This window comes from Desulfovibrio simplex (assembly GCF_055387835.1).
The window spans coordinates 2,297,072-2,319,644 of record NZ_AP042377.1 but is presented as its reverse complement, the minus strand read 5'-3'; the positions used below and the strand labels follow the sequence as shown (position 1 = coordinate 2,319,644).

General features: G+C 58.6%; 19 protein-coding genes. 10 read left to right on the top strand and 9 right to left on the bottom strand.

Annotated elements, in window-relative coordinates; translation table 11 throughout:
* Nucleotides 1-175: 175 nt before the first annotated feature.
* From bamA to ACZ5DH_RS09635, 3 genes are read right to left on the bottom strand one after another with little or no spacing between them, the layout of a single operon-like run.
* Nucleotides 176-2,935 (bottom strand): outer membrane protein assembly factor BamA, encoded by a 2,760-nt coding sequence (gene bamA, locus ACZ5DH_RS09645; RefSeq protein ID WP_464254085.1) that lies wholly within the window; start codon nucleotides 2,933-2,935, stop codon nucleotides 176-178.
* Entirely contained in the window at nucleotides 2,916-3,602 is a 687-nt protein-coding gene (locus ACZ5DH_RS09640) for an ABC transporter ATP-binding protein (RefSeq protein ID WP_464254084.1), read from the bottom strand. Before ACZ5DH_RS09640 ends, bamA begins: the two co-directional genes overlap by 20 nt.
* 2 nt (nucleotides 3,603-3,604) lie before the next feature.
* Nucleotides 3,605-4,831 carry a lipoprotein-releasing ABC transporter permease subunit gene (locus ACZ5DH_RS09635; protein WP_464256537.1) on the bottom strand — a complete coding sequence of 409 codons (1,227 nt, stop codon included), beginning with the start codon at nucleotides 4,829-4,831 and terminating at the stop codon, nucleotides 3,605-3,607.
* A 654-nt stretch (nucleotides 4,832-5,485) separates the two neighbouring features.
* On the opposite strand from ACZ5DH_RS09635, the gene ACZ5DH_RS09630 reads away from it, so the two are divergent.
* The 6 genes from ACZ5DH_RS09630 (at nucleotide 5,486) to ACZ5DH_RS09605 (ending at nucleotide 10,857) form a co-directional block, all read left to right on the top strand.
* Nucleotides 5,486-6,058: a cytochrome c3 family protein gene (locus ACZ5DH_RS09630; protein WP_291301965.1), complete on the top strand. Its 573-nt coding sequence runs from the start codon at nucleotides 5,486-5,488 to the stop codon at nucleotides 6,056-6,058.
* Nucleotides 6,055-6,501, top strand: a complete 447-nt coding sequence (locus tag ACZ5DH_RS09625) for a hypothetical protein (protein ID WP_320352067.1) — start codon at nucleotides 6,055-6,057, stop codon at nucleotides 6,499-6,501. Before ACZ5DH_RS09630 ends, ACZ5DH_RS09625 begins: the two co-directional genes overlap by 4 nt.
* 155 nt (nucleotides 6,502-6,656) lie before the next feature.
* On the top strand, nucleotides 6,657-8,924 hold the full coding sequence (locus ACZ5DH_RS09620) for a nitrate reductase (protein WP_464254083.1): 2,268 nt from the start codon (nucleotides 6,657-6,659) through the stop codon (nucleotides 8,922-8,924).
* Between the two features lie 216 nt (nucleotides 8,925-9,140).
* Entirely contained in the window at nucleotides 9,141-9,470 is a 330-nt protein-coding gene (locus ACZ5DH_RS09615; RefSeq protein ID WP_464254082.1) for a chaperone NapD, read from the top strand.
* Nucleotides 9,467-9,991 carry a 4Fe-4S dicluster domain-containing protein gene (locus ACZ5DH_RS09610; protein WP_464254081.1) on the top strand — a complete coding sequence of 175 codons (525 nt, stop codon included), beginning with the start codon at nucleotides 9,467-9,469 and terminating at the stop codon, nucleotides 9,989-9,991. Before ACZ5DH_RS09615 ends, ACZ5DH_RS09610 begins: the two co-directional genes overlap by 4 nt.
* Nucleotides 9,988-10,857 carry a 4Fe-4S binding protein gene (locus ACZ5DH_RS09605; protein WP_464254080.1) on the top strand — a complete coding sequence of 290 codons (870 nt, stop codon included), beginning with the start codon at nucleotides 9,988-9,990 and terminating at the stop codon, nucleotides 10,855-10,857. Before ACZ5DH_RS09610 ends, ACZ5DH_RS09605 begins: the two co-directional genes overlap by 4 nt.
* A 173-nt stretch (nucleotides 10,858-11,030) precedes the next feature.
* Here the strand turns inward: ACZ5DH_RS09605 and ACZ5DH_RS09600 are convergent.
* Both ACZ5DH_RS09600 and lysS read right to left on the bottom strand, forming a co-directional pair.
* A protein-coding gene (locus ACZ5DH_RS09600; protein WP_464254079.1) for an IS5 family transposase occupies nucleotides 11,031-11,788 on the bottom strand; the annotation gives its coding sequence in 2 pieces (ribosomal slippage) (nucleotides 11,031-11,464 and nucleotides 11,464-11,788; 759 coding nt in all).
* A gap of 327 nt (nucleotides 11,789-12,115) precedes the next feature.
* Complete coding sequence (lysS, locus tag ACZ5DH_RS09595) at nucleotides 12,116-13,702, bottom strand: lysine--tRNA ligase (RefSeq protein WP_464254078.1); 1,587 nt, start codon at nucleotides 13,700-13,702, stop codon at nucleotides 12,116-12,118.
* Nucleotides 13,703-13,908: 206 nt separating this feature from the next.
* Here lysS and ACZ5DH_RS09590 point away from each other — a divergent pair, with 206 nt between their 5' ends.
* From ACZ5DH_RS09590 to ACZ5DH_RS09580, 3 genes are all read left to right on the top strand, one after another.
* Nucleotides 13,909-14,472 (top strand): glycine cleavage system transcriptional repressor, encoded by a 564-nt coding sequence (locus ACZ5DH_RS09590; RefSeq protein ID WP_464254077.1) that lies wholly within the window; start codon nucleotides 13,909-13,911, stop codon nucleotides 14,470-14,472.
* A gap of 362 nt (nucleotides 14,473-14,834) precedes the next feature.
* Nucleotides 14,835-16,220, top strand: coding sequence for a DUF711 family protein (locus tag ACZ5DH_RS09585; protein WP_464254076.1), 1,386 nt, complete (start codon nucleotides 14,835-14,837; stop codon nucleotides 16,218-16,220).
* Nucleotides 16,221-17,091: 871 nt separating this feature from the next.
* A complete protein-coding gene (locus ACZ5DH_RS09580; protein ID WP_464254075.1) occupies nucleotides 17,092-17,418 on the top strand; it encodes a hypothetical protein in 327 nt (108 codons plus the stop codon).
* A 495-nt stretch (nucleotides 17,419-17,913) separates the two neighbouring features.
* On the opposite strand, the gene ACZ5DH_RS09575 is transcribed toward ACZ5DH_RS09580, so the two are convergent.
* Complete coding sequence (locus ACZ5DH_RS09575; RefSeq protein ID WP_464254074.1) at nucleotides 17,914-18,423, bottom strand: GlcG/HbpS family heme-binding protein; 510 nt, start codon at nucleotides 18,421-18,423, stop codon at nucleotides 17,914-17,916.
* A 195-nt stretch (nucleotides 18,424-18,618) separates the two neighbouring features.
* On the opposite strand from ACZ5DH_RS09575, the gene ACZ5DH_RS09570 reads away from it, so the two are divergent.
* Entirely contained in the window at nucleotides 18,619-19,035 is a 417-nt protein-coding gene (locus ACZ5DH_RS09570; RefSeq protein ID WP_464254073.1) for a DUF1090 domain-containing protein, read from the top strand.
* Between the two features lie 494 nt (nucleotides 19,036-19,529).
* Here ACZ5DH_RS09570 and ACZ5DH_RS09565 read toward each other — a convergent pair whose 3' ends face one another.
* From ACZ5DH_RS09565 to thiC, 3 genes are all read right to left on the bottom strand, one after another.
* Nucleotides 19,530-20,315 (bottom strand): sulfite exporter TauE/SafE family protein, encoded by a 786-nt coding sequence (locus ACZ5DH_RS09565; RefSeq protein ID WP_464254072.1) that lies wholly within the window; start codon nucleotides 20,313-20,315, stop codon nucleotides 19,530-19,532.
* A gap of 1 nt (nucleotide 20,316) precedes the next feature.
* On the bottom strand, nucleotides 20,317-20,664 hold the full coding sequence (locus ACZ5DH_RS09560) for a DMT family protein (protein ID WP_464254071.1): 348 nt from the start codon (nucleotides 20,662-20,664) through the stop codon (nucleotides 20,317-20,319).
* A gap of 591 nt (nucleotides 20,665-21,255) precedes the next feature.
* Nucleotides 21,256-22,536, bottom strand: coding sequence for a phosphomethylpyrimidine synthase ThiC (thiC, locus tag ACZ5DH_RS09555; RefSeq protein ID WP_464254070.1), 1,281 nt, complete (start codon nucleotides 22,534-22,536; stop codon nucleotides 21,256-21,258).
* Between the last annotated feature and the right edge of the window lie 37 nt (nucleotides 22,537-22,573).

The window sequence follows — 22,573 nt, the reverse complement described above, 5'->3', positions numbered from 1 at the left end:
CTGTTTTGAAAAGCCTTTGCGCCTTGTGGCGTCCTGAACACGTTCTTGCTGAAAGTGCCCCGGCGGCTGCGTGTGCTGGCCTTGTCACGAATGCCCGGACGCGTTGCTCGCGCTGTTGCGCGTCTGAGGGGGCCTTCAGCCTTTGAGGGCTGATGCGCTCAAAGGCAATTTTTTTCTAAAAGAACTGACCCATGCTGAATTCGATTCTGCCGGAGGGCATTTCTTTGTCATAATCCTGCACAAGGGGGATGCCGTAGGCTATACGAAGGTCGCCCATGGGCGAACGCCAGCGAAGTTCCAGACCAGAGGAGGCGACAATGTACTTGTCCCAGTCCTGGCCCATTGTCTTGGCGTCGATGTTGAAGCCGGAGTCCACGAAGGGCACGATAGCCAGGCCCAGTTCCTTCTGGAAGGTCCAGATATATTCAAGGTTGGCCACGCCCATGCGGTCGCCGCCGATCTGTTCGCCGCCGTGCTTGTAGTCGCGCGGTGAAAGGTCGGAATAGGAGTAGCCACGGATGGTATCCATGCCGCCGACCCAGAAGCGTTCGAATACGGGCACCTTGTCGTCGGTGTTCTGGAACACGCCGCCGACGCGCCCACGCAGGTGGACAGTGTTTTGCGGGTTAAAGGACCAGAAGCCCTGCCAGTCGGCAACGGATTTGATGAAGTTGTCCGTGCCGCCGATGCCGCCGCCGCCGTATTCAGCCCACAGGCGGGAGATGGTGCCCTTGGTGGGACGTTCCTTGCTGTCTGTGGTGTCGCGCAGGATGCGGCCAGAAACGGCGCTGGTCCAGTTAATGCCCTTGTAGTCACGGATGTAGGGAGAGCTGTTTTCGGACACGTCATAGAGGTAGTAGCGTTCCAGACGGTAACCGACGCCCACGGTGGTGTATTCGCCAATGGGATACCCGAAGCGCACGGTGTCGCCTATGGTGTCCTTGGTGAAGTTGTCCCAGTAGTCGTGGGTGTAGTAAATGTCGTTGCCGAAGGAGAGGTCGGTGTCATACACGCGCGGGTTGGTGAAGGACAGGGTGCCCGACGTGCGCCGCCAGGAGAAGAAGCCCTGCAACTGCAGCCAGTAGCCGCGGCCGAAGAGGTTGCGCTCCATAATGGAGGCGCTCACGCCCACGTCATAGTAACTGGAGTAGCCGATACCGCCCATGATGGCGCCGGTGTTGGATTCCTTGACCTTGACCTTGAGGTCGACCTCGTCTTCCTGTCCGGTGGGGATAAGCTCCATATCCACAGCGCCGAAGTAGCGCAGGCGGTTCAGGCGCTCGTTGGAGCGGCGCAGCTTGGCGCCTTCATACATATCGCCGTCGCCGAGGCGCATTTCACGCAGGATGACGTTGTCGCGAGTCTTGGTGTTGCCTTCGACCACCAGACGGCGGATGAAAACTTTCTGCTTTTTGTTGACAAGGTAACCCACATCCACCTGATCGCTGCCGTCATCGGCCTTCATCAGTTTGGTGTCCACCTCGGCAAAGGCGTAGCCGTAATCCGAGTAGTAGTCGGTCAAACGCTTGGAGTCTTCCTGCATGACCGAGAGGGAGAAGTACTTGTTGGACTTCTGCCAGTCGTCCATCTGCACGACTTCAAGCATCTTTTCTTCGCTGTCGATGACGTCGCCCGCGAATACCACATTGCGGACAGTATAGCGGGGGCCTTCGTTGACAATAAAGGAGACGTAGATGCCGTCATCCTTGTAGTCAACCTGGGGGGCGCTGACCTGAATGTCAATATAGCCCTCGTTGAGGCCAAAGGCGGCGATGGCGTTGGTGTCGCGCTCAAGATATTCTTCCTTGAGCACGCCGGTGCCTGTGAGCCACGAGAAGATGCCGCGCGGCTTGAGGGCCATGTATTTTTCGATGTCGCCCTTGTCCAGGCTCTTGAGCCCTTCGATATTGACTTCTTTGACGTAGAGCTTGTTGCCTTCGTCCACATTGATGACGAGTACCGCCCCGCGACCGCTATGGCGGTCTTCAAGCCGGTAGTTGGCCTTGGCGAGATAATAGCCTTCCTTGCGGTACAGCTCGGTGATTTTCTGCAGGTCGTCTGAAAGCACCTGCTCGTTGAGCACGTTGCCGGTTCTGGTGCCCATGGCCGCAAGGACGTCATCCTTGCTGATGCCCTTGGAGCCTTCCACCACGATGCTGTCGATGCGGGGCTTTTCCACCACGGTAAAGACGAGCACATTGCCCTCAAGGGTGGCCTGCACGTCGCTGAAATAGCCCATTTCCCAAATGCGTTTCACTTCTTCGTTGATGGCGTGGGCATCGGGGGTGTCACCCTTGCGGATGGTCAGACGCATGAGCACGGTGTCCGGGTCCATAACATTCATGCCGCGCACCTGTACGTCGGCGAGGCCGCCCTTGGCGGCAGCGGGCGCGTTCATAGGCACGAACCCTGGGCCGTTGTCGGCCTGTTGCGGCGCGGGGGCGGCGTTGGCCTTCGTCATTTCGGCCGCGCGGCCCGCCAGGGTGCTGGCACAGTCGCTGAGGGCGACCAGAGAATTGCGCTCGAAACCCGCGGGCACGGCTTCGCCCTGCTGCACGGGAACAAGGCGTGTATCCATGCTGAAACCGTCGCCGAGCTGGTTGAAGCTGCCGTATATGACAAGCTGTGCGCCAGCCTGGCGGCCCAGAACGCGCGCTGTGGCGAGGTCAATGTTCTCGCCGTGGCGTTGCTGCAACTGACGCGCCGTATTCATCGGCACGACGCTCATGCCGTTTTGTTTTAGCTGGTCGGCAATGATCTGGGGCACATCGCGGGCGGCATTGGGCATTTCCGGTCCGGCATTGACCTGAAAGGGCAGCACAAGAACCAGAGGCCCCTGGGCGGCTTTCGCTTCGCCGGGTGCAAGTTGTACAGCGCAGACCAGAGCTGTAATGCAGAGGATGTTAGAGAGAAGATTACGCAACATTTTTTTCATACAGTGTCCCCGCTTTCAGTTCCAGAGTGCGGCCCATGCCTGCGGCCAGCTCCCGATTGTGCGTCACGACCACGAGTGTCATGCCCAGTTCGCGGTTAAGTTCGTTCATGAGTGTGCCCACCTGCGCTCCGGTACCTTCGTCCAGATTGCCGGTGGGCTCGTCGGCCAGCAGAACTCGCGGGCGCATCAGCACCGCGCGGGCAATGGCCACCCTCTGCCTTTCGCCGCCTGAAAGCGTGGAAATCTTGCTTTCCATACGAGCCGAAAGACCCACGCGTTCGAGCATTTCGCGGGCCTTGGGCATGATGGCGGTCTGGCGTTCGCCGCCGATGATGGCCGGCATGGCCACGTTCTCCACTGCCGAAAATTCCGGCAAGAGATGATGAAACTGAAAAACGAAGCCCAGCGTTCTGTTGCGGAAGGCCGCCTTCTGGTCAGGCGTCATGCGCGCCATGTCCTGACCATCAAAAAAGACAGCGCCCGTACTTGGAGTATCAAGAGCACCCATAAGATGCAAGAGGGTGCTCTTGCCGGAGCCGGAAGTTCCCACGATGGCAAGGGCTTCGCCTTCTTTCACGACCAGATTGATATCCTTGAGAATTTCAAGGTTTTCACCCGGCGCGGAAAAGGTTTTGCCCACGTTAGAAAATTTATAGAGTACGGACATGGTTATTCGTAGCGCAGCGCTTCCGCCGGTTCAAGGCGGGCGGCCTGGCGTGCCGGGTAAAGGGTGGCCAGAAAGCACAGCAGCATGGCGCTGACCCCGACGATGATCACGTCGGAGGCGGTGATGCTGATGGGCAGATGGTCCAGCGTGTACACGTTTTCAGGCAGTTTGATGAACTGGTAGCGCTTGAGCAGCCACCCCAGCGAGAGGCCCAGAGCGTAGCCCAGCAGCGTGCCGATGACGCCGATGATGCTGCCCTGAAGCATGAATACGCGCCGAATCATGCCGCGCGTCGCGCCCATGGACATCATGATGGCAATGTCGCGCGTTTTTTCCATCACCAGCATGACAAGGGTCGTCACGATGGAGAAGGAGCCGATAAGCACGACCATGGTCAGCAGAATGAACATGCCGATCTTTTCCAGCTTGAGGGCCGCAAAGAGGTTGGCGTTCATTTCCATCCAGGAGCGCACGTAGAAGGGCGAGCCAAGCTCGGTGGCCACGCGCGCCGAGGTCTGGTCCGCCTTGAAAAGGTCGTCAACGGTGAGCTCCACGCCGGAAAGGTATTTATCCGGCAGGCCAAGCACGTCGCGCGCGGCAGCGAGGCTCACAAAGGCCAGCGACGAGTCGTATTCAAACATGCCTGTCTTGAATATGCCCACCACTTCAAAGGGGCGGATGCGCGGCGCGTAGCCTGAAGCCGTTTTTTGGCCTGACGGCGAGAGCAGGTTCACGCGGCTGCCTTCCACAAGGCCCAGCCTTTTGGCCAGTTCTTCACCAATGATGAGGCCTGGCGTGCCTTCCTTTTGCAGGGCGGCTGCCGAGCCTGTGCGCATCTGGCGCAGCATGGAAAGCACGTGCGGGCCCGATTCCGGGTCAATGCCGCGCAGCACCACGCCTTTTACGCCGTTTCCGGCGGAGAGCATCACTTCTGTGTAAATAAAGGGGGTTGCCCCGGTGACGCCCTTGACCGAGCGGATGCGGTCCAGCAGGCCGTCGTCATTTTCAAAGGCCGAGGGCAGGTAGGACATGACAATGGCGTGCGCGTTGGCGCCAAGGATCTTGTCGCGCATGTCGGTGGTCAGGCCGTTGTAAACGCCCAGCACGACCACCAGCGCGCCCACGCCGAGCGCAACGCCCAAAATGGACATGAGTGAGATTATGTAAATGAAGGTCTGTTTACGCCTTGAAAAGAGGTAGCGCAAGGCTACGAAGAGTTCAAATGACATTTGCGGCATAGTGGCCCAGCTTGGCAGGATATTCAAGAAATTTTTTAGAGGAAAGGGGCGGCCGCCGGTTTGCAGCGGAGTCAGCCGGCAGCATCCTGCCGGGCCTCGTTCGTTCCGGCGGCGGCTCTGCCATGGCCAGGGCGCTGTCAGACCAGAGCAGAGTAACGTCGAAAAGCTTCACATTTCAAAGTTTTCATTCAGCCGAAAAATGCGATTTGCGGTAGCCGTTAGCGGGTCTTTGCCGCTTACGGATAAAGGGTTTTTTTCTCATGGGGCTTTGCCCGTAAAACCGTGGCTTGTCAATGTCCGCAGCGGCACTGGCGGCCCTGTTTTTTGGGGGAGGGGGCGGATTGGCGCACGGTTTGGGCATGGGGCCTGGTCTTGCGTGCACCATGCCGGGTCAGGAGGGGTTGTCATTTTTTTATGACGATTGTCATTTTACTATGAATGTCTGTCTTTGGCATGTGATGTTTTTCTCAAAATGTGCCTGTAATCACAGTTAAAATGAAAACAGTGATCTGGCACGGGAATTGCTTTTGCGGCTGTAATACAAAGATTCTGCTGGGATCTTGCGTTATTGCAGTGCCGCGCTTCATGATTTGCAAGGTGTTTATTACAACTCTTCTTCTTTTCTTTTGATGGAGGTTCAAACCCATGCCCTATCCACGAAAGCGCGTCTGGATCATAGGCTGCGTAATTTTTGTGGCATGTGTGGCTCTGGCTGGCGGCGGAGTGGCGTACACCTCCAGTACGGACTTTTGCCTTTCCTGTCATGAAATGCGCGTTTATCAGGAAGAGATGCGTTTTTCATCACATGCCAAGGACGCGCAGGGCCAGGCCATTGGCTGCAGGCAGTGCCACATTCCTTCGGGCAATATCGCCCGCATGCTCGGCGCCAAGGCGTGGCTGGGCATCAAGGATGTGTGGGTGCACTCCGTTGATGGCGGCACTGACCTGAACAGGGCGGCCATGCAGCCTGTGGCCCGCCGCTTCACCGATGACGCCAATTGCAGGGCCTGTCATCAAAATCTGACCAAGAACGCCAAGAACGACGGGCCTGTCTCTGAAGAGGGCAGACTGGCGCACGAAAACTATGAGGGCAAGAACGGTCAGTCCCGCAGCGGTTGCGTGGGGTGTCACCGCAACCTTGCCCACCTGCCCGTGTTTGACGAACGCATACCCGCCAACCACACGTTCGCTCAGAAAATCAAGGAGATCCGGCCATGAAGTCCTGTAAGATCCTGATCGGTTCCCTGCTGGCCCTGCTGGTGCTCGCGGGCGGCTATTTCGGCTATATGGCCTGGGCCTTTCCGGCCGAGCGCTGTGAGGCGGCCAAACACCTTGCTGCGCCCAAGATGGAGGGCGATTGCTACAGTTGCCATGCCAAGAGCACGCCGCGCCTGGCCCAGGAGTGGTATGAGAGCAAGCACGGCGTCACCCTGGTGCGTTGCCAGACCTGCCACGGCATGCCCGACGGCAAGGGGGCCATGCCCTTCGCGCGCAAACCCGGCGTCGAGGTGTGCGCGCGCTGCCACTCGCTTTCCATCCAGCGCATGGAAGCCAAGTTCGGCAAGCGTGACGACTGCGTGAGCTGCCACCCCTATCATCAGAGCCCCCTGCATGGCCGGGCTTATGAATATCGCATGCCTTCCAACAAGACGGACCTGTGATGCAAAACGGCAAGGCTGACTGCGACGGATGCAAGGCGATTGCCAGGTTTCAGCGCACAGCCTTTACGGCAGCCATGGCCCGGTCTTCGTGAAGAGGGCAGGGCGCTTTGGGACGCAACGGACCCTTACGCCAGCTTAATAGCGAGGTTGAACACATGAGTACTTCACGTCGTGATTTTTTGAAATATTTTGCCATGTCAGCCGCCATGGCCGCGGCTTCGGGCGCGGGACTGACCTCATTGGCCCATGCGGCCGACAACAAGCCAGAAAAATGGGTAAAGGGCGTGTGCCGGTATTGCGGCACGGGCTGCGGAGTTCTTGTGGGCGTCAGGGACGGCAAGGCCGTCGCCATTCAGGGCGACCCCAACAACCATAACGCGGGCCTTTTGTGCCTCAAGGGGTCGCTGCTCATCCCCGTGCTCAATTCCAGGGAAAGGGTGACGCAGCCCATGCTGCGCCGCCAGAAGGGCGGCAAGCTCGAACCCGTGAGCTGGGACGAGGCCCTCAACCTTATGGCCGCAAAGTTCCGTCACAGCATAGATACCTACGGTCCCAACTCCGTGGCCTGGTACGGCTCCGGGCAGTGCCTCACGGAAGAAAGCTATGTGGCCAACAAGATTTTCAAGGGCGGGTTCGGCACCAACAATGTGGACGGCAACCCCCGCCTGTGCATGGCATCGGCCGTTGGCGGCTATGTGACCACCTTTGGCAAGGATGAGCCCATGGGCACCTACGCCGACATGGACCAGGCCACCTGTTTTTTCATCATCGGCTCCAACACGTCCGAGGCGCACCCGGTGCTGTTTCGCCGTATCGCCCGCCGCAAGCAGGTGGAGCCGGGCGTGAAGATCATTGTGGCTGATCCGCGACGCACCAATACCTCGCGCATAGCGGACATGCACGTCGCTTTTCGTCCGGGCACGGATCTGGCCTTCATGCACAGCATGGCCTGGGTCATCATCAATGAGGAACTGGACAGCCCACGCTTCTGGCAGCGCTACGTCACCTTTATGGACGCCGAAGGCAAACCTTCGGATTTTGAAGGCTACAAGGCATTTCTTGAAAACTACCGGCCGGAGAAAGTGGCGGAAATATGCCGCGTGCCGGTTGAGCAGATTTACGGGGCCGCCCGCGCCTTTGCCGAATCCTCCGCCACCATGAGCCTTTGGTGCATGGGCATCAACCAGCGTGTACAGGGCGTTTTTGCCAACAATCTCATCCATAACCTGCACCTGCTTACCGGGCAGATATGCCGCCCCGGGGCCACGTCGTTTTCGCTCACAGGGCAGCCCAACGCCTGCGGCGGCGTCCGCGACGGCGGCGCGCTTTCGCATTTGCTGCCCGCCGGGCGGGCCATCCCCAATCCCAAGCACCGGGCTGAAATGGAAAAACTGTGGGGCCTGCCCGAGGGGCGCATCGCGCCCGAACCGGGATATCACACGGTGGCCCTGTTCGAGGCCCTCGGCAGGGGCGACGTCAAGTGCATGATCATCTGCGAGACAAACCCGGCCCACACCTTGCCCAACCTGAACAAGGTGCACAAGGCCATGTCCAACCCCGAATCCTTCATTGTCTGCATTGAGGCCTTTCCCGACGCGGTCACGCTGGAATATGCCGACCTCGTGCTTGCCCCGGCTTTCTGGTGCGAGCGCGACGGCGTGTACGGCTGCGGCGAGCGCCGCTATTCGCTCATTGAAAAGGCCGTGGAGCCTCCGGCCCAGTGCCGCCCCACGGTCAATACCCTGGTGGAGTTCGCCAAACGCGCGGGCGTGGACCCCAAGCTTGTCAACTTCAACAACGCCGAGGACGTCTGGAACGAGTGGCGCATGGTCTCCAAGGGAACCACCTATGATTTCTCCGGCATGACACGGGATCGCCTGCGCAAGGAGTCCGGCCTGATCTGGCCCTGCCCCAGCGAGGACCATCCCGGAACGTCCCTGCGTTACGTGCGCGGGCAGGACCCCTGCGTCCCGGCAGACCACCCGGACCGGTTTTTCTTTTACGGCAGGCCCGACGGCAAGGCCGTGATCTGGATGCGCCCGGCCAAGGGCGCGGCCGAGGAGCCGGATGACCAGTATCCCCTGTACCTTACGTCCATGCGCGTCATCGACCACTGGCATACGGCCACCATGACGGGAAAGGTGCCGGAACTGCAAAAGGCCAATCCGGCCGCTTTTGTGGAAATAAATGAAGAAGACGCCGGCAAGTCGGGCATCAAGCATGGCGACAACGTCATTGTGGAGACGCGGCGTGACGCCATGGAGCTGCCCGCTCGGGTCAGCGACGTCTGCCGGCCCGGTCTTGTGGCGGTACCGTTTTTTGATCCCAAAAAACTGGTGAACAAGCTTTTTCTGGATGCCACCGACCCGGCATCACGTGAGCCCGAATACAAGATATGCGCCGCGCGCATTCGCAAGGTATAGAGCGATTTCACCAGCGATGCTGTCGCCAGCCGTAAGGCTTCTTCGTCGCCTGACGGCTGCCGCTTGAAATCGCTCTGGCGGCTGCGCGAGCAGACGCCCGCCGCAAAGGTGCAAGCGCGGCTTCAGCTATTTGCTTGCGCGGTCAAGCGCCGAAGCAGGCGTATCTCAAACGTTGAGAATGTACATTCTCAACGGCAATCTGCCCTGGGGGGACATATGGCTATAGCGGGAATCGTGGTCAGTTCTCTGCGTGAACACCTGCTGCCGCTGTGCAGCGAGCTGCGGGCTACCAGGGGCGTGCTGGAAGTGCGGGAAGTGCCGGAAGCGGACAAGCTGGCCGTTGTGCTGGAAAGCCCGTCCCGAACCCTGCAGGGGTACCTGGAATACGTGAGCGGCCTTCCTCATGTGCTGGCCCTCGACGTGGCTTTTATCAACTATGAGGATGATATGGACAGCACCGGGCACATGCCTTGCCCGCCGCATCGGCCCAAAGGGCGTGGGCCGTCGCCGGTGGTGGAAGGCGTGGATGAGGGAGGGCTCCAGTGAGCCTGCTTCTTCCGCCGCTACGACCGCCCGGCGCGGCGGCGGAAGAAGATTTTTTACGCCAGTGCGTACGCTGTGGGCAATGTGTGACCGTATGCCCGCACAAGAGCCTGAAACTTATGGGCGGTTTTGGGCCATCCCGCCGGACGCCGCGTGTCGTGCCGCGCGAAACGCCCTGTTACCTCTGCATGAAGTGCCCGCCTGTCTGTCCGTCCGGCGCGCTGAACGCCACCGTCACGGACATGGCGCACGCCGGAATGGGGCGGGCCTACATACTGAAAGACCGATGTCACAACTATACCAATGGCGTCATGTGCATGACCTGCTATGACCGCTGCCCCTTGCGCGGTTCGGCGGTGGTTCTTTCAGGCGGGGTGGTGCCGGCCATAACCAGGGCCTGCGTCGGCTGCGGCATCTGCGAATACGTGTGTCCCGTGCAGGCGGTGGAAATATGGCCCGCATCTTCCCACCGCAGGCCTCTTTCCGCCGTGCCAACGCTGGACGCTCCGGGGGGCGGCGTATGAAATGGTACACTCTGGCGCGTCGGTGCGCCCAGTTGTCTGTTCTTGCGCTGTTCTGCATGTTGCCCTTGATCAATGCGGCGGGCCTTGGGCAGATCAGGGGCAGCCTTTTTTCCCTGCATTTTTTCGGGCTTCCCTTTGCCGACCCCGTGGCCGCCCTGCAGGTGGCGGCAGAGGGAATGCTGACCGCCGGAGCCCTGCTGTGGGGGGCGGTCTGTTCCCTGGTGCTGGCCCTGCTTTTGGGGCGGGTATTCTGCTCCTGGGTGTGTCCCTATGGTTTTTTGTCCGAACTGCTGTACGGGATGGCTGCGCGGTGGACCCGGCGTGACGCCGGGCAAAGGCGTGAAACGTCTTCCGCCCAGCATGCCATGGCCTTTGCCGCCAAGGGCTTTATGCTCATGGCGGGCCTGTCTCTGGTCATTTTGGTGGAATACCCGGTTCTCAACATGCTGGGCATGCCCGGCGAACTTTCCCTGGTTCCCGTGCTGGTATGGCAGGGCGCGGGAGCGATTTTTCTGCTGTCGGCCCTTGGTTTGCCTGTCGTGGCGCTGGTGCTGGAAGCCATAAGCGGCAAAAGGCTGTGGTGCCGGTATGTCTGCCCGCAGTCCGTGCTGCTTGGAGCGGCGGCCCTCTGCCTGCCCGCAAAAGCGCCGGGTCTGCGTATTGGCTGGACTGCCTCGAGGTGCAGCTGCCGAGGGGAAGTGCCGTGCAGGGCCGCATGCCCGCTGCAACTCAACCCCAGGCGGCTGGACGGGCCGGAACGCCGGGACTGCACCTTTTGCGGCGGATGCCTGCGGGTCTGTGAAAGCCGGGGCGGTGCGCTGGCATGGAAGGCTTTTCACCGGCAGCCTGAACGGCCCGAAGAGTGAGCGTGTTTTTAGAGCATTTTAACTTTGAAAAAGTGTAAATGCCCTGACGCTGCACGAAAGTGCAGCGCGCCACAACGTGGCGTGGAGTCAGCCGAAAATCACATTTTTCGGCTGAATGAAAACTTTGAAATGTGAAGCATTTCAAAGTTAATCTGCTCTAGGCCCTGTTGACACTATTTAATAGCCTCAACGATGAGTGCAAAGTAGATAAAAGCAGCGAACACGACATCAAGCTTATCGTATCTGGTCGCCACGCGTCGGAAACCCTTAAGCCTGCGGAATAGTCGCTCTATCTCATTGCGTTTTTTGTATAATTCACGGTCATAAGCCCAAGGTGCCACTCTACGTGGGCTTGGCGGAACCACAGGATTATATCCGAAACTTTTAACAAGAGCCTGAGTTTCATTGCCCTCATAGGCTCGGTCCATGATGACATGGCAAAAGTTTTGCGTTTTTCTCCAGGACGAGAGTAGTTTTCTCCCTGCCGGAGCATCCCCGGCGTTGCCCGGAGATAACGCAAAGGTTATTGCACACTGGGCATTTGCGGCAACCATATGAATTTTTGTTGTCCAGCCGCCCTTGGATTTACCGATGGATTGTGGGCCTGTTTTTTTAAGGCCCCGGTGCCATCGGGGTGCACTTTAACAATAGTACTATCGAGCGATACGGCTTCAATTTTTATGGAAATGATCTGTTGACGCTGTAACACCTCGAATACCCTTGCTAAAGCACCGCTTTTAGCCCAGCGATTCATGCGTACATAGATCGTATTCCAGTTACCAAAATGTTCCGGCAACGCTCGCCATTTGCAGCCATTTTCCGCGACATACAAAATGGCATTGAGCACTTGAAGGTTTGACATGCTTACATTCCCGCGCTGGCGCGGAAGAACATCCTTAACCAAGATGTATTGCTCTTCTGTCAGTTTCATAAAAGGACTTTACAGAAATTCAATATATTTTGCAATTAGTGTCAACAAGCCCTAGACCAGATTAACTTTGAGAATGGACATTCTCAAAGTTTAAGACACGCATACTTCGGCGCTTAACAGCGCAAATAAATTGCGCTTACGCCTTCGCTGCGGGCGCCTGCTTACGCCTTCGCTGCGGGCGCCTGCTCACGCAGTCGCCAGAGCAATTTCAAAGTGAAAATGCTCTAGTACACGTGCCCCCAATGCGTGCCCACCACGTGAAGAGGGCCGTTCCCGACAGGAACGGCCCTCTTGAATTAAGGCGAAAACGGGCTGTGGGTTCCGGAATCAGATTTCGGGCCGCAGCAGAGGGAAGAGGATAACCTCGCGGATGGAGGCCGAATCCGTCAGCAGCATGACCAGCCGGTCAATGCCCACACCCTGGCCGGCAGCCGGGGGCATGCCGTATTCAAGGGCGCGCAGGTAATCTTCGTCCATGCTGTGGGCTTCATCGTCTCCGGCTTCCTTTTCACGCACCTGCTCTTCGAAGCGCAGGCGCTGGTCCACGGGATCGTTGAGTTCGGAAAAGGCGTTGGAAAGCTCGCGGCCGGTGATGAAAAGCTCAAAGCGGTCGGTGAGGCCGGGGTCCTTGTCGTTGCGGCGCGACAGCGGCGAGATTTCCGTGGGATAATGGTAGATGAAGTGCGGCTGGATAAGCTTGCCTTCAACGTCAAGGTCAAAAAGCTTGGCGTGCAGTTTCTGCAGGCTTTCGCTGTCGGCGGCCTTTTCGCCCTTCTGCCGGATGTAATTTTGCACTCGGCTGTAATCGTTGTAGAACTCAGGTTGGTGCCCGCCAATGACGGTGAGCGAATCGTAGAAGCTCATGCGCGTCCACTTGCCGGGCGTAAGGTCGATCATCTCGCCCTGATAGGGCACTACGGTTGAACCGCACGCGCATTGGGCAAGATGGGCAAAAAGCTCTTCGGTCAGGTCCATGAGGTTTTCAAACGTGGCGTAGGCCCAGTAAAATTCACACATGGTGAATTCGGGATTGTGCCGCGTGTCGATGCCCTCATTGCGGAAGTTGCGGTTGAGCTCAAAAACTTTTTCAAAGCCGCCTACCAGCAGACGCTTGAGATACAGCTCCGGCGCGATGCGCATGTAGAGGCCGATATCCAGCGCGTTGTGATGCGTCTTGAAGGGGCGTGCGGTCGCGCCGCCTGCCAGGGGTTGCATCATGGGCGTTTCCACTTCCATAAAGCCCCGGTCTTCCATAAAGCGGCGGAACTCACGCACGATAAGGCTGCGCTTGAAAAATATCTCGCGGGCGCGCGGCGTGACGATAAGGTCCACGTAGCGCTGGCGGTAGCGCGTTTCCATATCCTTGAGCCCGTGGTATTTTTCGGGCAGAGGGCGCAGGGAGCGCGTGATGAGCTTGATCTTGCGACAGGCAATGGTCAGTTCGCCCGTCTTGGTGCGGAAGAGGTGGCCGGAAACACCGACGATATCGCCAATATCCAGCTTTTTCACCAGATTGTGCGTCGCGTCGTCCAGGTGTTCGCGCGCGGCGTAGCACTGTACGCGGCCCGTCTGATCCATTATATGGAAGAAGGCCACCTTGCCGAAGGAGCGCAACGAGACAATGCGCCCGGCAATGGCGATGACATCCTCCTGGCTTTCGAGGGCTTCGCCCTCCAGATCGCCAAATTTGTCCAGTACCCAGGAGATGGAGTGCTCTTTTCGAAAATCATTGGGAAAGAGAGGCACGCCCGCATCCAGCAGATCGCAGGATTTGACCACGCGGTTTTTTACGACTTCATTAAGTCCTTCGCGGCTGGCGAAGCTTTCCAGCATGGGCATGAAATAGCCCGCGTGCTGCGACTTGGTGCCTAGTTTGATAGCAGGCTTTTTGTTCTTCTTTTCCCGATTTTCCACTGAGAAACTCCTGAGATGCCTAGTCTTAAAGGATTGTAAGGGTATGCCATTCACTGAAAGGCGTCAAGGACGGCGTGCCCGGTGCTTTTCGGCCGACCGTGGGGGCCTGTTGCCCCTTGAAGTTCGCGGTGGTTGCGTATATAGCAGTGCTTTCGTGACACGTCCGCACGGCTCTGCCAGCGGTACATTTCCGCAAGGATTACCTCATGCACAAGTATACTGCCTCATTCCTGGGGCGCGACTGCCCCGGCGTTGTAGCCGCTGTCAGTCGTATTCTTGAAGAAAACGGCTGCAATATAGAAGAAGTGACCCAGACCATACTTTCCGGAGAGTTTGCCGCCATATTTGTGGTGGCGGCCCCTGACGGGACAGATGCCGAGAGTCTGCGCCAGAACCTCAGCGCCAGCCTGGCCGAAGCCAAGGTAGACCTGTCGGTGCTGGTGCGCCCCGCCATCAAGGGGCAGTGGGGGCAGAACCTGCACTGCGAACCCTTTGTGGTCACTGCCGACGGCCCGGACAAACCCGGTCTTATCGCGGCCATGAGCCGCGTGTTCGCCCGTCATGACGTGAACATTGAAAGCCTCAAGGCCATTCTGGGCGAAGGTGGAGCCAACCGCGCCCTGTTTGTTTTTGAGGTCATGGTTCCCGATTCCGTGGACCTCGGCCGTCTGCGCCGCGAACTTTCCTGTGAGGGACAGAGCCGCGATTTGCGCGTGAGCGTGCAGCACCGGGACATTTTCGAGGCCGTTCACCGCGTCAATTCCTTCTAGAGCAGATTACCTTTGAGAATGTGCATTCTCAAAGGTAAAGATACGCGCGCTTCGGCGCTTAACCGCGCAAGTAAATTGCGCTTACACCTTTGCGGCGGACGTCTGCTCACGCAGTCGCCAGAGCAATTTCAAGCGGCAGCCGTCAGGCGACGAAGAAGCCTTACGGCTGGCGACAGCATCGTTAGTGAAATTGCTCTAGAGAAGGCTGAACTGCGGACAGGCCGGGCCTGGGCGTCAGGGCCGGTATCAGGCCGACGTCAGGGTCATGTCCCTGCGGGCCAAGGCCCATGCGCGAGCCCGCGCAGGAACCGTTGTTCAAGAATCATTGCCAGACACGTCTGCAACCATACAGGATTACAGCCATGCTTTCCGAACGCGAAGTCACAAGCACTCTGAACATGCTCCGCAACGAGCATCTTGACGTGCGCACCGTCACCCTGGGCGTGAGCCTGTTTGATTGCGTGAGCCATGATCTGGATCTCTTCACCGCCAACGTGCGGGCCAAACTGCGCCGCTACGCCTCACAGCTTGTGGCCGTCTGCGACGAAGTGGGCGACAAGTACGGCATCCCCGTGGTGAACAAGCGCATCAGCGTCAGCCCCATCGCCGTGGTGGGCGCGCCCTTTGGCCCTGACGGCATGGTGCGCGTGTGCAAGGCTCTGGACGAAGCCGCCAAGGAGGCGGGCGTGGATTTTTTGGGCGGGTTCACCGCCCTGGTGGAAAAAGGCTTTGCCAAGGGCGACCGCGCCCTTATTGAAGCCCTGCCCGAAGCCCTTTCGCAGACGGACCGCATCTGCTCGTCCATCAACGTGGCTTCCTCGCGCAGCGGCATCAATATGGACGCCGTGGCCCTGATGGGCCGGCAGATCCTCAAGGTGGCCGAAGCCACGGCGGATCGCGGCGGCATTGGCTGCGCCAAGCTTGTGGTGTTTGCCAACATTCCGCAGGACGTGCCCTTTATGGCTGGCGCGTATCTTGGCGTTGGGGAGCCCGATGTGGTCATCAATGTGGGCGTTTCGGGCCCCGGCGTGGTGAAAAAGGCTCTGGACCGCGCCCGCGAGGCGGGCCATAACGGCAAGGGCGGTCCCCTCACCCTGCTGGACATGGCCGAAGTCATCAAGCGCACTGCCTATAAGGTGACGCGCGTGGGCGAAATGATCGGAACCGAAGTGGCCACCCGTCTGGGCATCCCCTTTGGCGTGGCTGACCTTTCCCTTGCGCCCACACCGGCTGTGGGCGATTCTGTGGGCGAGATATTTCAGAGCCTCGGGCTTTCCAGCATAGGCGCGCCCGGCACCACCGCCGTGCTCGCCATGCTCAACGACGCGGTGAAAAAGGGCGGGGCTTTTGCCTCATCCTCGGTGGGCGGGCTTTCCGGCGCGTTCATTCCCGTGTCTGAAGACTCAAGCATCGAGGCGGCGGCCACCGCGGGCATACTCAGCCTTGAAAAGCTTGAGGCCATGACCAGCGTGTGCTCCGTGGGGCTGGATATGATAGCCATCCCCGGCGACACCCCGGCGGCCACCATTTCGGGCATTATCGCCGATGAAATGGCCATCGGCATGATCAACCACAAGACCACGGCCGTGCGCCTTATCCCCGTGCCCGGCAAAGGCGTTGGCGACGAGGTTTCTTTTGGCGGGCTGCTAGGCAAGGCCGCCATCATGCCCGTGCCCGGCGGCAATGCCGAGGATTTCATTTCTCTGGGTGGCCGCATTCCAGCCCCCATCCACAGCCTGAAAAACTGATTCTCCGGCCGTGCATGGCACGGCTGCCACATAATCGATGATAGCAGAACATCCCGCGCAAGCGGGATGTTCTGTTTTTTGCGCGGCAACAAGAACCGTCCAGCCCGGTTGGAGCGTTTTACCCTTGGGATGCGGCGATGTCTGAGAGACGCTGCCACTGGACCCCCAGTTCAGAGCAGGAACCTTGTTGTAATAACCCAAACGGCAATAAGGATTTTAAGAGGGGCGTGGGGGAGGAGACCCTTTTGCAAAAGGGTCCCTCACCCACAAAGCATTGCAACGTGACATTGCCATACCGCATTAGAGCAGATTAATTTTGAAATGTGAATCATTTCAAAGTTTTCATTCAGCCAAAAAATGCGATTTGCGGTAGCCGTTAGCGGGTCTTTACCGCTTACGGATAGCGACAGCCATCAGTAAGCTGTCCGCTCAATTAACCAATGCTGTCTTTATCCGTAGCTTCCTTCGTCGCAACGGCTAAAGCTCGGCGGAATCCACGCCACGTTATGGCGTGCTGCACTTTCGTGCAGAGTCAGGGCATTTACACTTTTTCAAAGTTAAAATGCTCTAAAAACACCCGTACGCCCATATTTGACGGAAAATTCGGCAGCGCGAGGGGGGTTTGACCATTTATCAAATATTTGTCATGGATTTATCGTTAGAGCATTTTTATGGTGAAATGCTCGGGATGTAGCGCCCGCAGGCCCGCTGCGCAGCCGTATGCTCGGGTCGCCTGCACGGTTGCGAGCCAAAACAGACATCTGCAAACTTCGCGAGGCGCTTTTCACTAACAATTCTGCATTTCAGGAACCGGCAAAGCCCAATGTGTGCGAGCTTTCATGCCGGCAAAGCAGCGATAAAGGAGTTTTTCATGCTGAAAACGACAATCCTGGCGGCGGCACTTATGGTCTTGTTCGCAGCGGGCTGCACCTCTTCGCCCGAGTGCGATTCCAGCGCAGGCAAGGACTATGTCAAAAAGGCCATGCATGCCTATGCCCGCGAAGTGGGCGTGAAGGATGCGGGCATTGATATTGAAGGCTTCAAGACCCTGAGCGCCACCAAGGATTCCTGCCGATGCCTGGCAACCACCAGTATGGTCGACAAGAGCGCGGACAGCGACCCGCGCCTACGGTATACCGTTGAATTTGAGCTGCCGGTCAAGGCGGACAGTCGCCATTATATTGAAATGGTCAACTAGAGCAGATTAACTTTGAAATGCTTCACATTTCAAAGTTTTCATTCAGCCGAAAAATGCGATTTGCGGCAGCCGTTAGCGGGTCTTTGCGGCTTACGGATAACCAATGCTGTCTTCAAGCGTAGTTTCGCGGCAGTCGTTGGCGAGTCTGCGAGCCTTACGAATGGCGACAGCGACTGTATGGAGTGAACTGTGTAGTTACTCTGGCTGTCTTTATCCGTAGCTTCCTGCGTTGCAACGGCTGAAGCCTTCGCCGCAACGGCTGAAGCTCGGCTGAATCCACGCCATGTTGCATCGCGCCGCACCGGCGTGCAGCGTTAGAGCATTTTCACTTTGAAATTGCTCTGGCGACTGCGTGAGCAGGCGCCCGCAGCGAAGGCGTAAGCGCAATTTATTTGCGCTGTTAAGCGCCGAAGTATGCGTGTCTTAAACTTTGAGAATGTCCATTCTCAAAGTTAATCTGGTCTAGCATGTAACCTTTTTCAAAGGTAACATAATCTAAAAAGAAGATTTTTTGGACGATTGCCGCAGGGCCGCCGCTCCCGCCTTGGCCACTGTGGTGTCTTCCGCAACGCTGCCGCCGCTTACGCCGATGGCCCCAACGACGACGCCGCCGCGCACCAGCAATTCCCCGCCGCCAAAGATGGCGAGTCCGTTATTGGTCACCTCGATGCCGAAAAGTTCTTTGCCGGGCTGCGCGGCAGCGCCCAGTTCGGCCGTGGGCATGTTGAAATAGCGGGCCGTCCTGGCCTTCTTTTGAGCGATATCTATGCTGCCAAGAAAGGCTCCGTCTTCGCGGGCGAAAATTTTAAGGTTTCCCCCCGCGTCCACCACGGCAATGTTCATTGGAACGGCAACTTCCTTTGCCTTGGACAGCGCCGCTTTGAGAATGTCCTGCGCCTCTTCCAGGGTAAGGTCGCCGGGCAGATGGGTTTTGACGGACGCAGCCTGGGCAGCGCTCAACCCCAGGGTAAGCACAAGAGCAAGAGTGAAAATCAACGTACGCATGTGTGGCTCCTTGATGGTAGAGGTTGCGACCGCAATGGCGGCCAGTTTATAATAAGTATATAGTGCCGCTAATAAACGGACAAGAGTCGCATATGTTGGATTTTTGTTTGTACCCTATATAAGGATAACAATGGGCATGACATGCCCGCCCCGGAGCATGCCTCAGACTCTGTCCGGGCCAAAAAAGGAGAAAATATGATCAAAAATATGATGAAGATAGCGTGCATGTGCGCTTGTGCAGTTGTGGTTTCCGCCTTTGCCGTATCGGCACGCGCTGAAGGTATTTGCACTAAAAAAATAGCCGAGCTTGAGCGCCAGCTGAGTATCGCCAAGCAGCACAAGAACACGGGCCGGGCGGCCGGACTTGAGCGCGCCCTGGAAAACGTGCGCACGTGGTGCACGGATGACGGCGAACTGGCCGAAGCCAAAATCAAGGTGCTTGAGAAGCAGGAAAAAGTAGCGGAGCGTCAGGCAGATCTGGACAAGTCCGTTGCCCAGGGCGATGCGCGCAAAAAGATCGAAAAACGGCAGCAGAAATTGCGTGAAGCGCAAGATGAACTGAAAGAAGCCGAAAAGGTTCGTGACACGATGCAGCAGGACGCCAAGAAATAAGTTTCTTACACCCATACCGCAAAGGCCCGTGCACTGTGCACGGGCCTTTGTGTTTATAAGGAAACGCTGATTTATTCCGTTTGGCGGCGTTGCTTCACTTTTTTTGAAACAGTCGAGGACGGAAGGGTCCACTCCTGCTTCAAAAAAAGATCGCGCCTTGCCAAACGAAACAACTGCGCGTTTCCAAGAGGCTCTTTAATCAGTGTTTTCTTAAATTGCCCCGGGTTCGGACGGGGGGTGGCCCTTGCCGCCATCCCGGGCTACGGCTGACGTAGTGTCTGGCGCGCGGGCGGAGCAGACAAAGCCTGGAACAGATACATTTTGAAATGGTGTGATGGCTGGAAGGCTCTGTTTTTGGTCTCCGCCACTAGAGACCAGAAAACTCGTTGTATTACAGTAAAATATAATAAGAGTTTTAGGGGGTGGGGGTGTGGGGGAGGAGACCCTTTTGCAAAAGGGTCCCTCCCCCACAAAGCATTTCAAGGGGCAATGGCCTACCGCATGAATGGAGCCAGAAAATACTGCCACACAAGGGTAAGCAGCAACAGGCTCAGCGAAACCATAAGAAAGCGGCGCACGGCGGCGGAGCCCACCCGGATGGCCAGGCGGCTGCCAAGCCAGTTGCCAAGGCAGCAGGACGCAGCCATGGGCAGGGCCAGGCTCCAGACAACCACGCCGTTGATCATGAAGACCATGAGTCCGGCGAAATTGGACGCGAGGTTGAGCACCTTGGACGTGGCCGATGCTTCCATAAGGCCCATGCGCAGAATCCAGTGGAAGGCCAGTATCAGAAAGCTGCCCGTGCCGGGGCCGAAAAATCCGTCATACGCGCCGATGAGCAGGCAGACCATGGGCGTGAGCAGCCACAGGCGCGGGCCGTGCAGGGTCACTTCGTCCAGGCCGCCCGTCCGCTCCTTGCGCGGCATGAGGGTGGCGCACATGCCCACGGGCAAAAGCCCCACCAAGATTTTACCCAACAGTGCCGGTTCCACATGCAGCGCCAGGCGCGCGCCCGCCCAGGAGCCTAAAAGAGAGAAGGCCAGCCCGGCCAGGGCCACGCGCCAGAGCACAAGGCGGCTGCGCGCAAAATTGCCCAAAGCCACGCAGGTGCCAAGGCAGGCGCTGAACTTGTTGGCTCCCAGGGCCATGTGCGGCGGTACCCCCGTCAGCAGCAGCGCGGGCATGGTGACAAGCCCGCCCCCTCCGGCGATGGCGTCGATAAAGCCTCCGGCAAAGGCGGCAGCAATGCCGGCCAGCAGGGCTACAAGACCGAATTCCATGCTACCACTCCTTGAAAATCACCCACGCGGCCAGCACAATAAGCCCAAAGCCCACCGCGTGGTTCCAGCGCATGGGTTCATGCAGCCACAGGGTGGAAAAAACCATAAAAACGGTCAGGGAAATGACCTCTTGAATGGTTTTCAGTTCCGCTGCCGAAAAGTGCCCGTAGCCGATGCGGTTGGCGGGAACCTGCAGCAGGTATTCGAAAAAAGCCAGCCCCCAGCTGACCAGAATCACTACGGGCAGGGCCGCGCCCTTGTAGCGCAGATGCCCGTACCAGGCAAAGGTCATGAAAACGTTGGAAAAAAGCAGAAGGCCTACGGTGGCCACAGGAACGGGTACGTTCATAGTGCTTCGCATACCGGGTTACGCCGGGCAGTAGGGAATAGTGAACCCGCGCCAAAGGGCGGGCAAGGATGAGGCATATATGCAGGACTCTTTGGAGTCAAGAAGCGCCCACAGGGAGCCTGCCTGCCCGGAACGGTTCGGCGCGGAACGTCGGGCCGGTCGTGCCCTTGGCCGGCTGCCCGCTGTACCGCGCAAAGGCCGCAAAAACGTTGGGCGGGCAGAACCCTGTGCCGCCTGCCGCCTGTCATCCCGACGCCCGTACGTCCGTTATAACAGCATACCCGGCGCGAGCCCATGGTGAAACGCTCAGGCGGCTGCCGGAGCAGCCGCCTGTGGTGGAAGCGCAAGCGCGGTGTCAGTCCTTACCGCCGGAATCTGCGGTGGAGACGGCGTTGCTGTGAATTTGCGCGGCCAAAGGACGTAACTGGCGTGCTCTGCCTTTGAGGCTTGCCTTGGCGTTTGGCCTTTGATCTGGCTTTCGTGTTTGCTCTTCGTGCCTTGCCTTCGGGTTTGGCCGTCGATTCTGTGTTTCGTGGTCAGTCTTCGCGTATGGCCATGATGCCGCCTGTTTTCAAAGGCAATCCGCTGTTTTTAATGGTCGCGCAGCATCTTGACCGCGCAGAACTTGCCGCACATGGCGCACACTTCTTCAGACTTGTGAGCCTCACGGCGTTTTTCGAGCATCTTGGGGTCAAGGGCGGCCCTGGACATGCCGTCCCAGTCCAGAGCCTTGCGGGCTGCGTTCATGGCAGCCTCGCGCGCCACGGCATGGGGACGGCCCAGAGCGGTTTCGCCCACCTGGGCCGCCACCCGCGAGGCCATGACGCCCGCGCGCACATCGTCTTCATCCGGCAGGGTGAGGTGTTCGGCAGGGGTGAGGTAGCAGAGAAAATCCACACCGGCTTCCACGCCAAGGGCGCCGCCGATGGCTCCGGCTATATGGTCGTAGCCGGGCGCGCTGTCGCAGCACAGGGGGCCAAGCACGTAGAGGGGCGCATTGTTGGTCAGGCGCTTGATGCCCTGAATCTGGGTACGCACCTGATTAAGCGGCACATGGCCGGGGCCTTCGATCATGCACTGTACGCCGCGCTCAAGCGCGTACTTGGCGAGACGCCCAAGATTGATGACTTCTTCCCACTGCGCGGCGTCCCCGGCATCCACGCCAGCGCCGGGGCGCAGGCCGTCCCCCAGGGACAGGGTGACGTTGTAGGGGCGGCAGATGTCGAGCAGGCGGTCAAAATATTCAAGCAGGGGGTTTTCGCGGCCGTTTTCAAGCATCCAGCGCGCCAGCATGGAGCCGCCGCGCGAGACTATGCCCAGAACCCGGTTGTTCTTGACGGCCAATTCGGCGCCACGGCGGGAAAGGCCGCAGTGTACGGTCACAAAGTCCACGCCCTGCGCGGCCTGCTTGGCTATTTCGTCAAAAAGGTCGTCGGGCCGCATGCTGGTGATCTCGCGGTCGGCGTCAAGTATCTGCTGGCCTACGGCGTAGAGCGGCACAGTACCCAGAGGACGGGGGCAGGCAGCCAGCATGCCCTGGCGCAGGGCGTCCAGATCCCCGGCGATGGAAAGATCCATGACCGTGTCCGCGCCCGCGTCCAGCGCGGCGTGGATTTTGCGTTCTTCTGTGTTGGGGCAGTTGTTCAGGGGGGATGTGCCGATGTTGGCGTTGACCTTGACCCTGGCAGGCTGGCCCACGAGAATGGGCTTGAGCCCGACATGGGCGGGATTGCCAAGCAGAACCATGGTTCCGGCTTCAAGGGCGGCGATGACTGCCTCGGGGGTCAGCCCCTCTTCGGCGGCCAGGGCGGCAAGATGCGTGTCCAGAAGGCCGCGCAGAGCGGCGTTCTGGGAACAAAGTGTGGTAGACATGTGTGCCTCGCGGGTTGCGACGCAGGGCGCAAAAAAA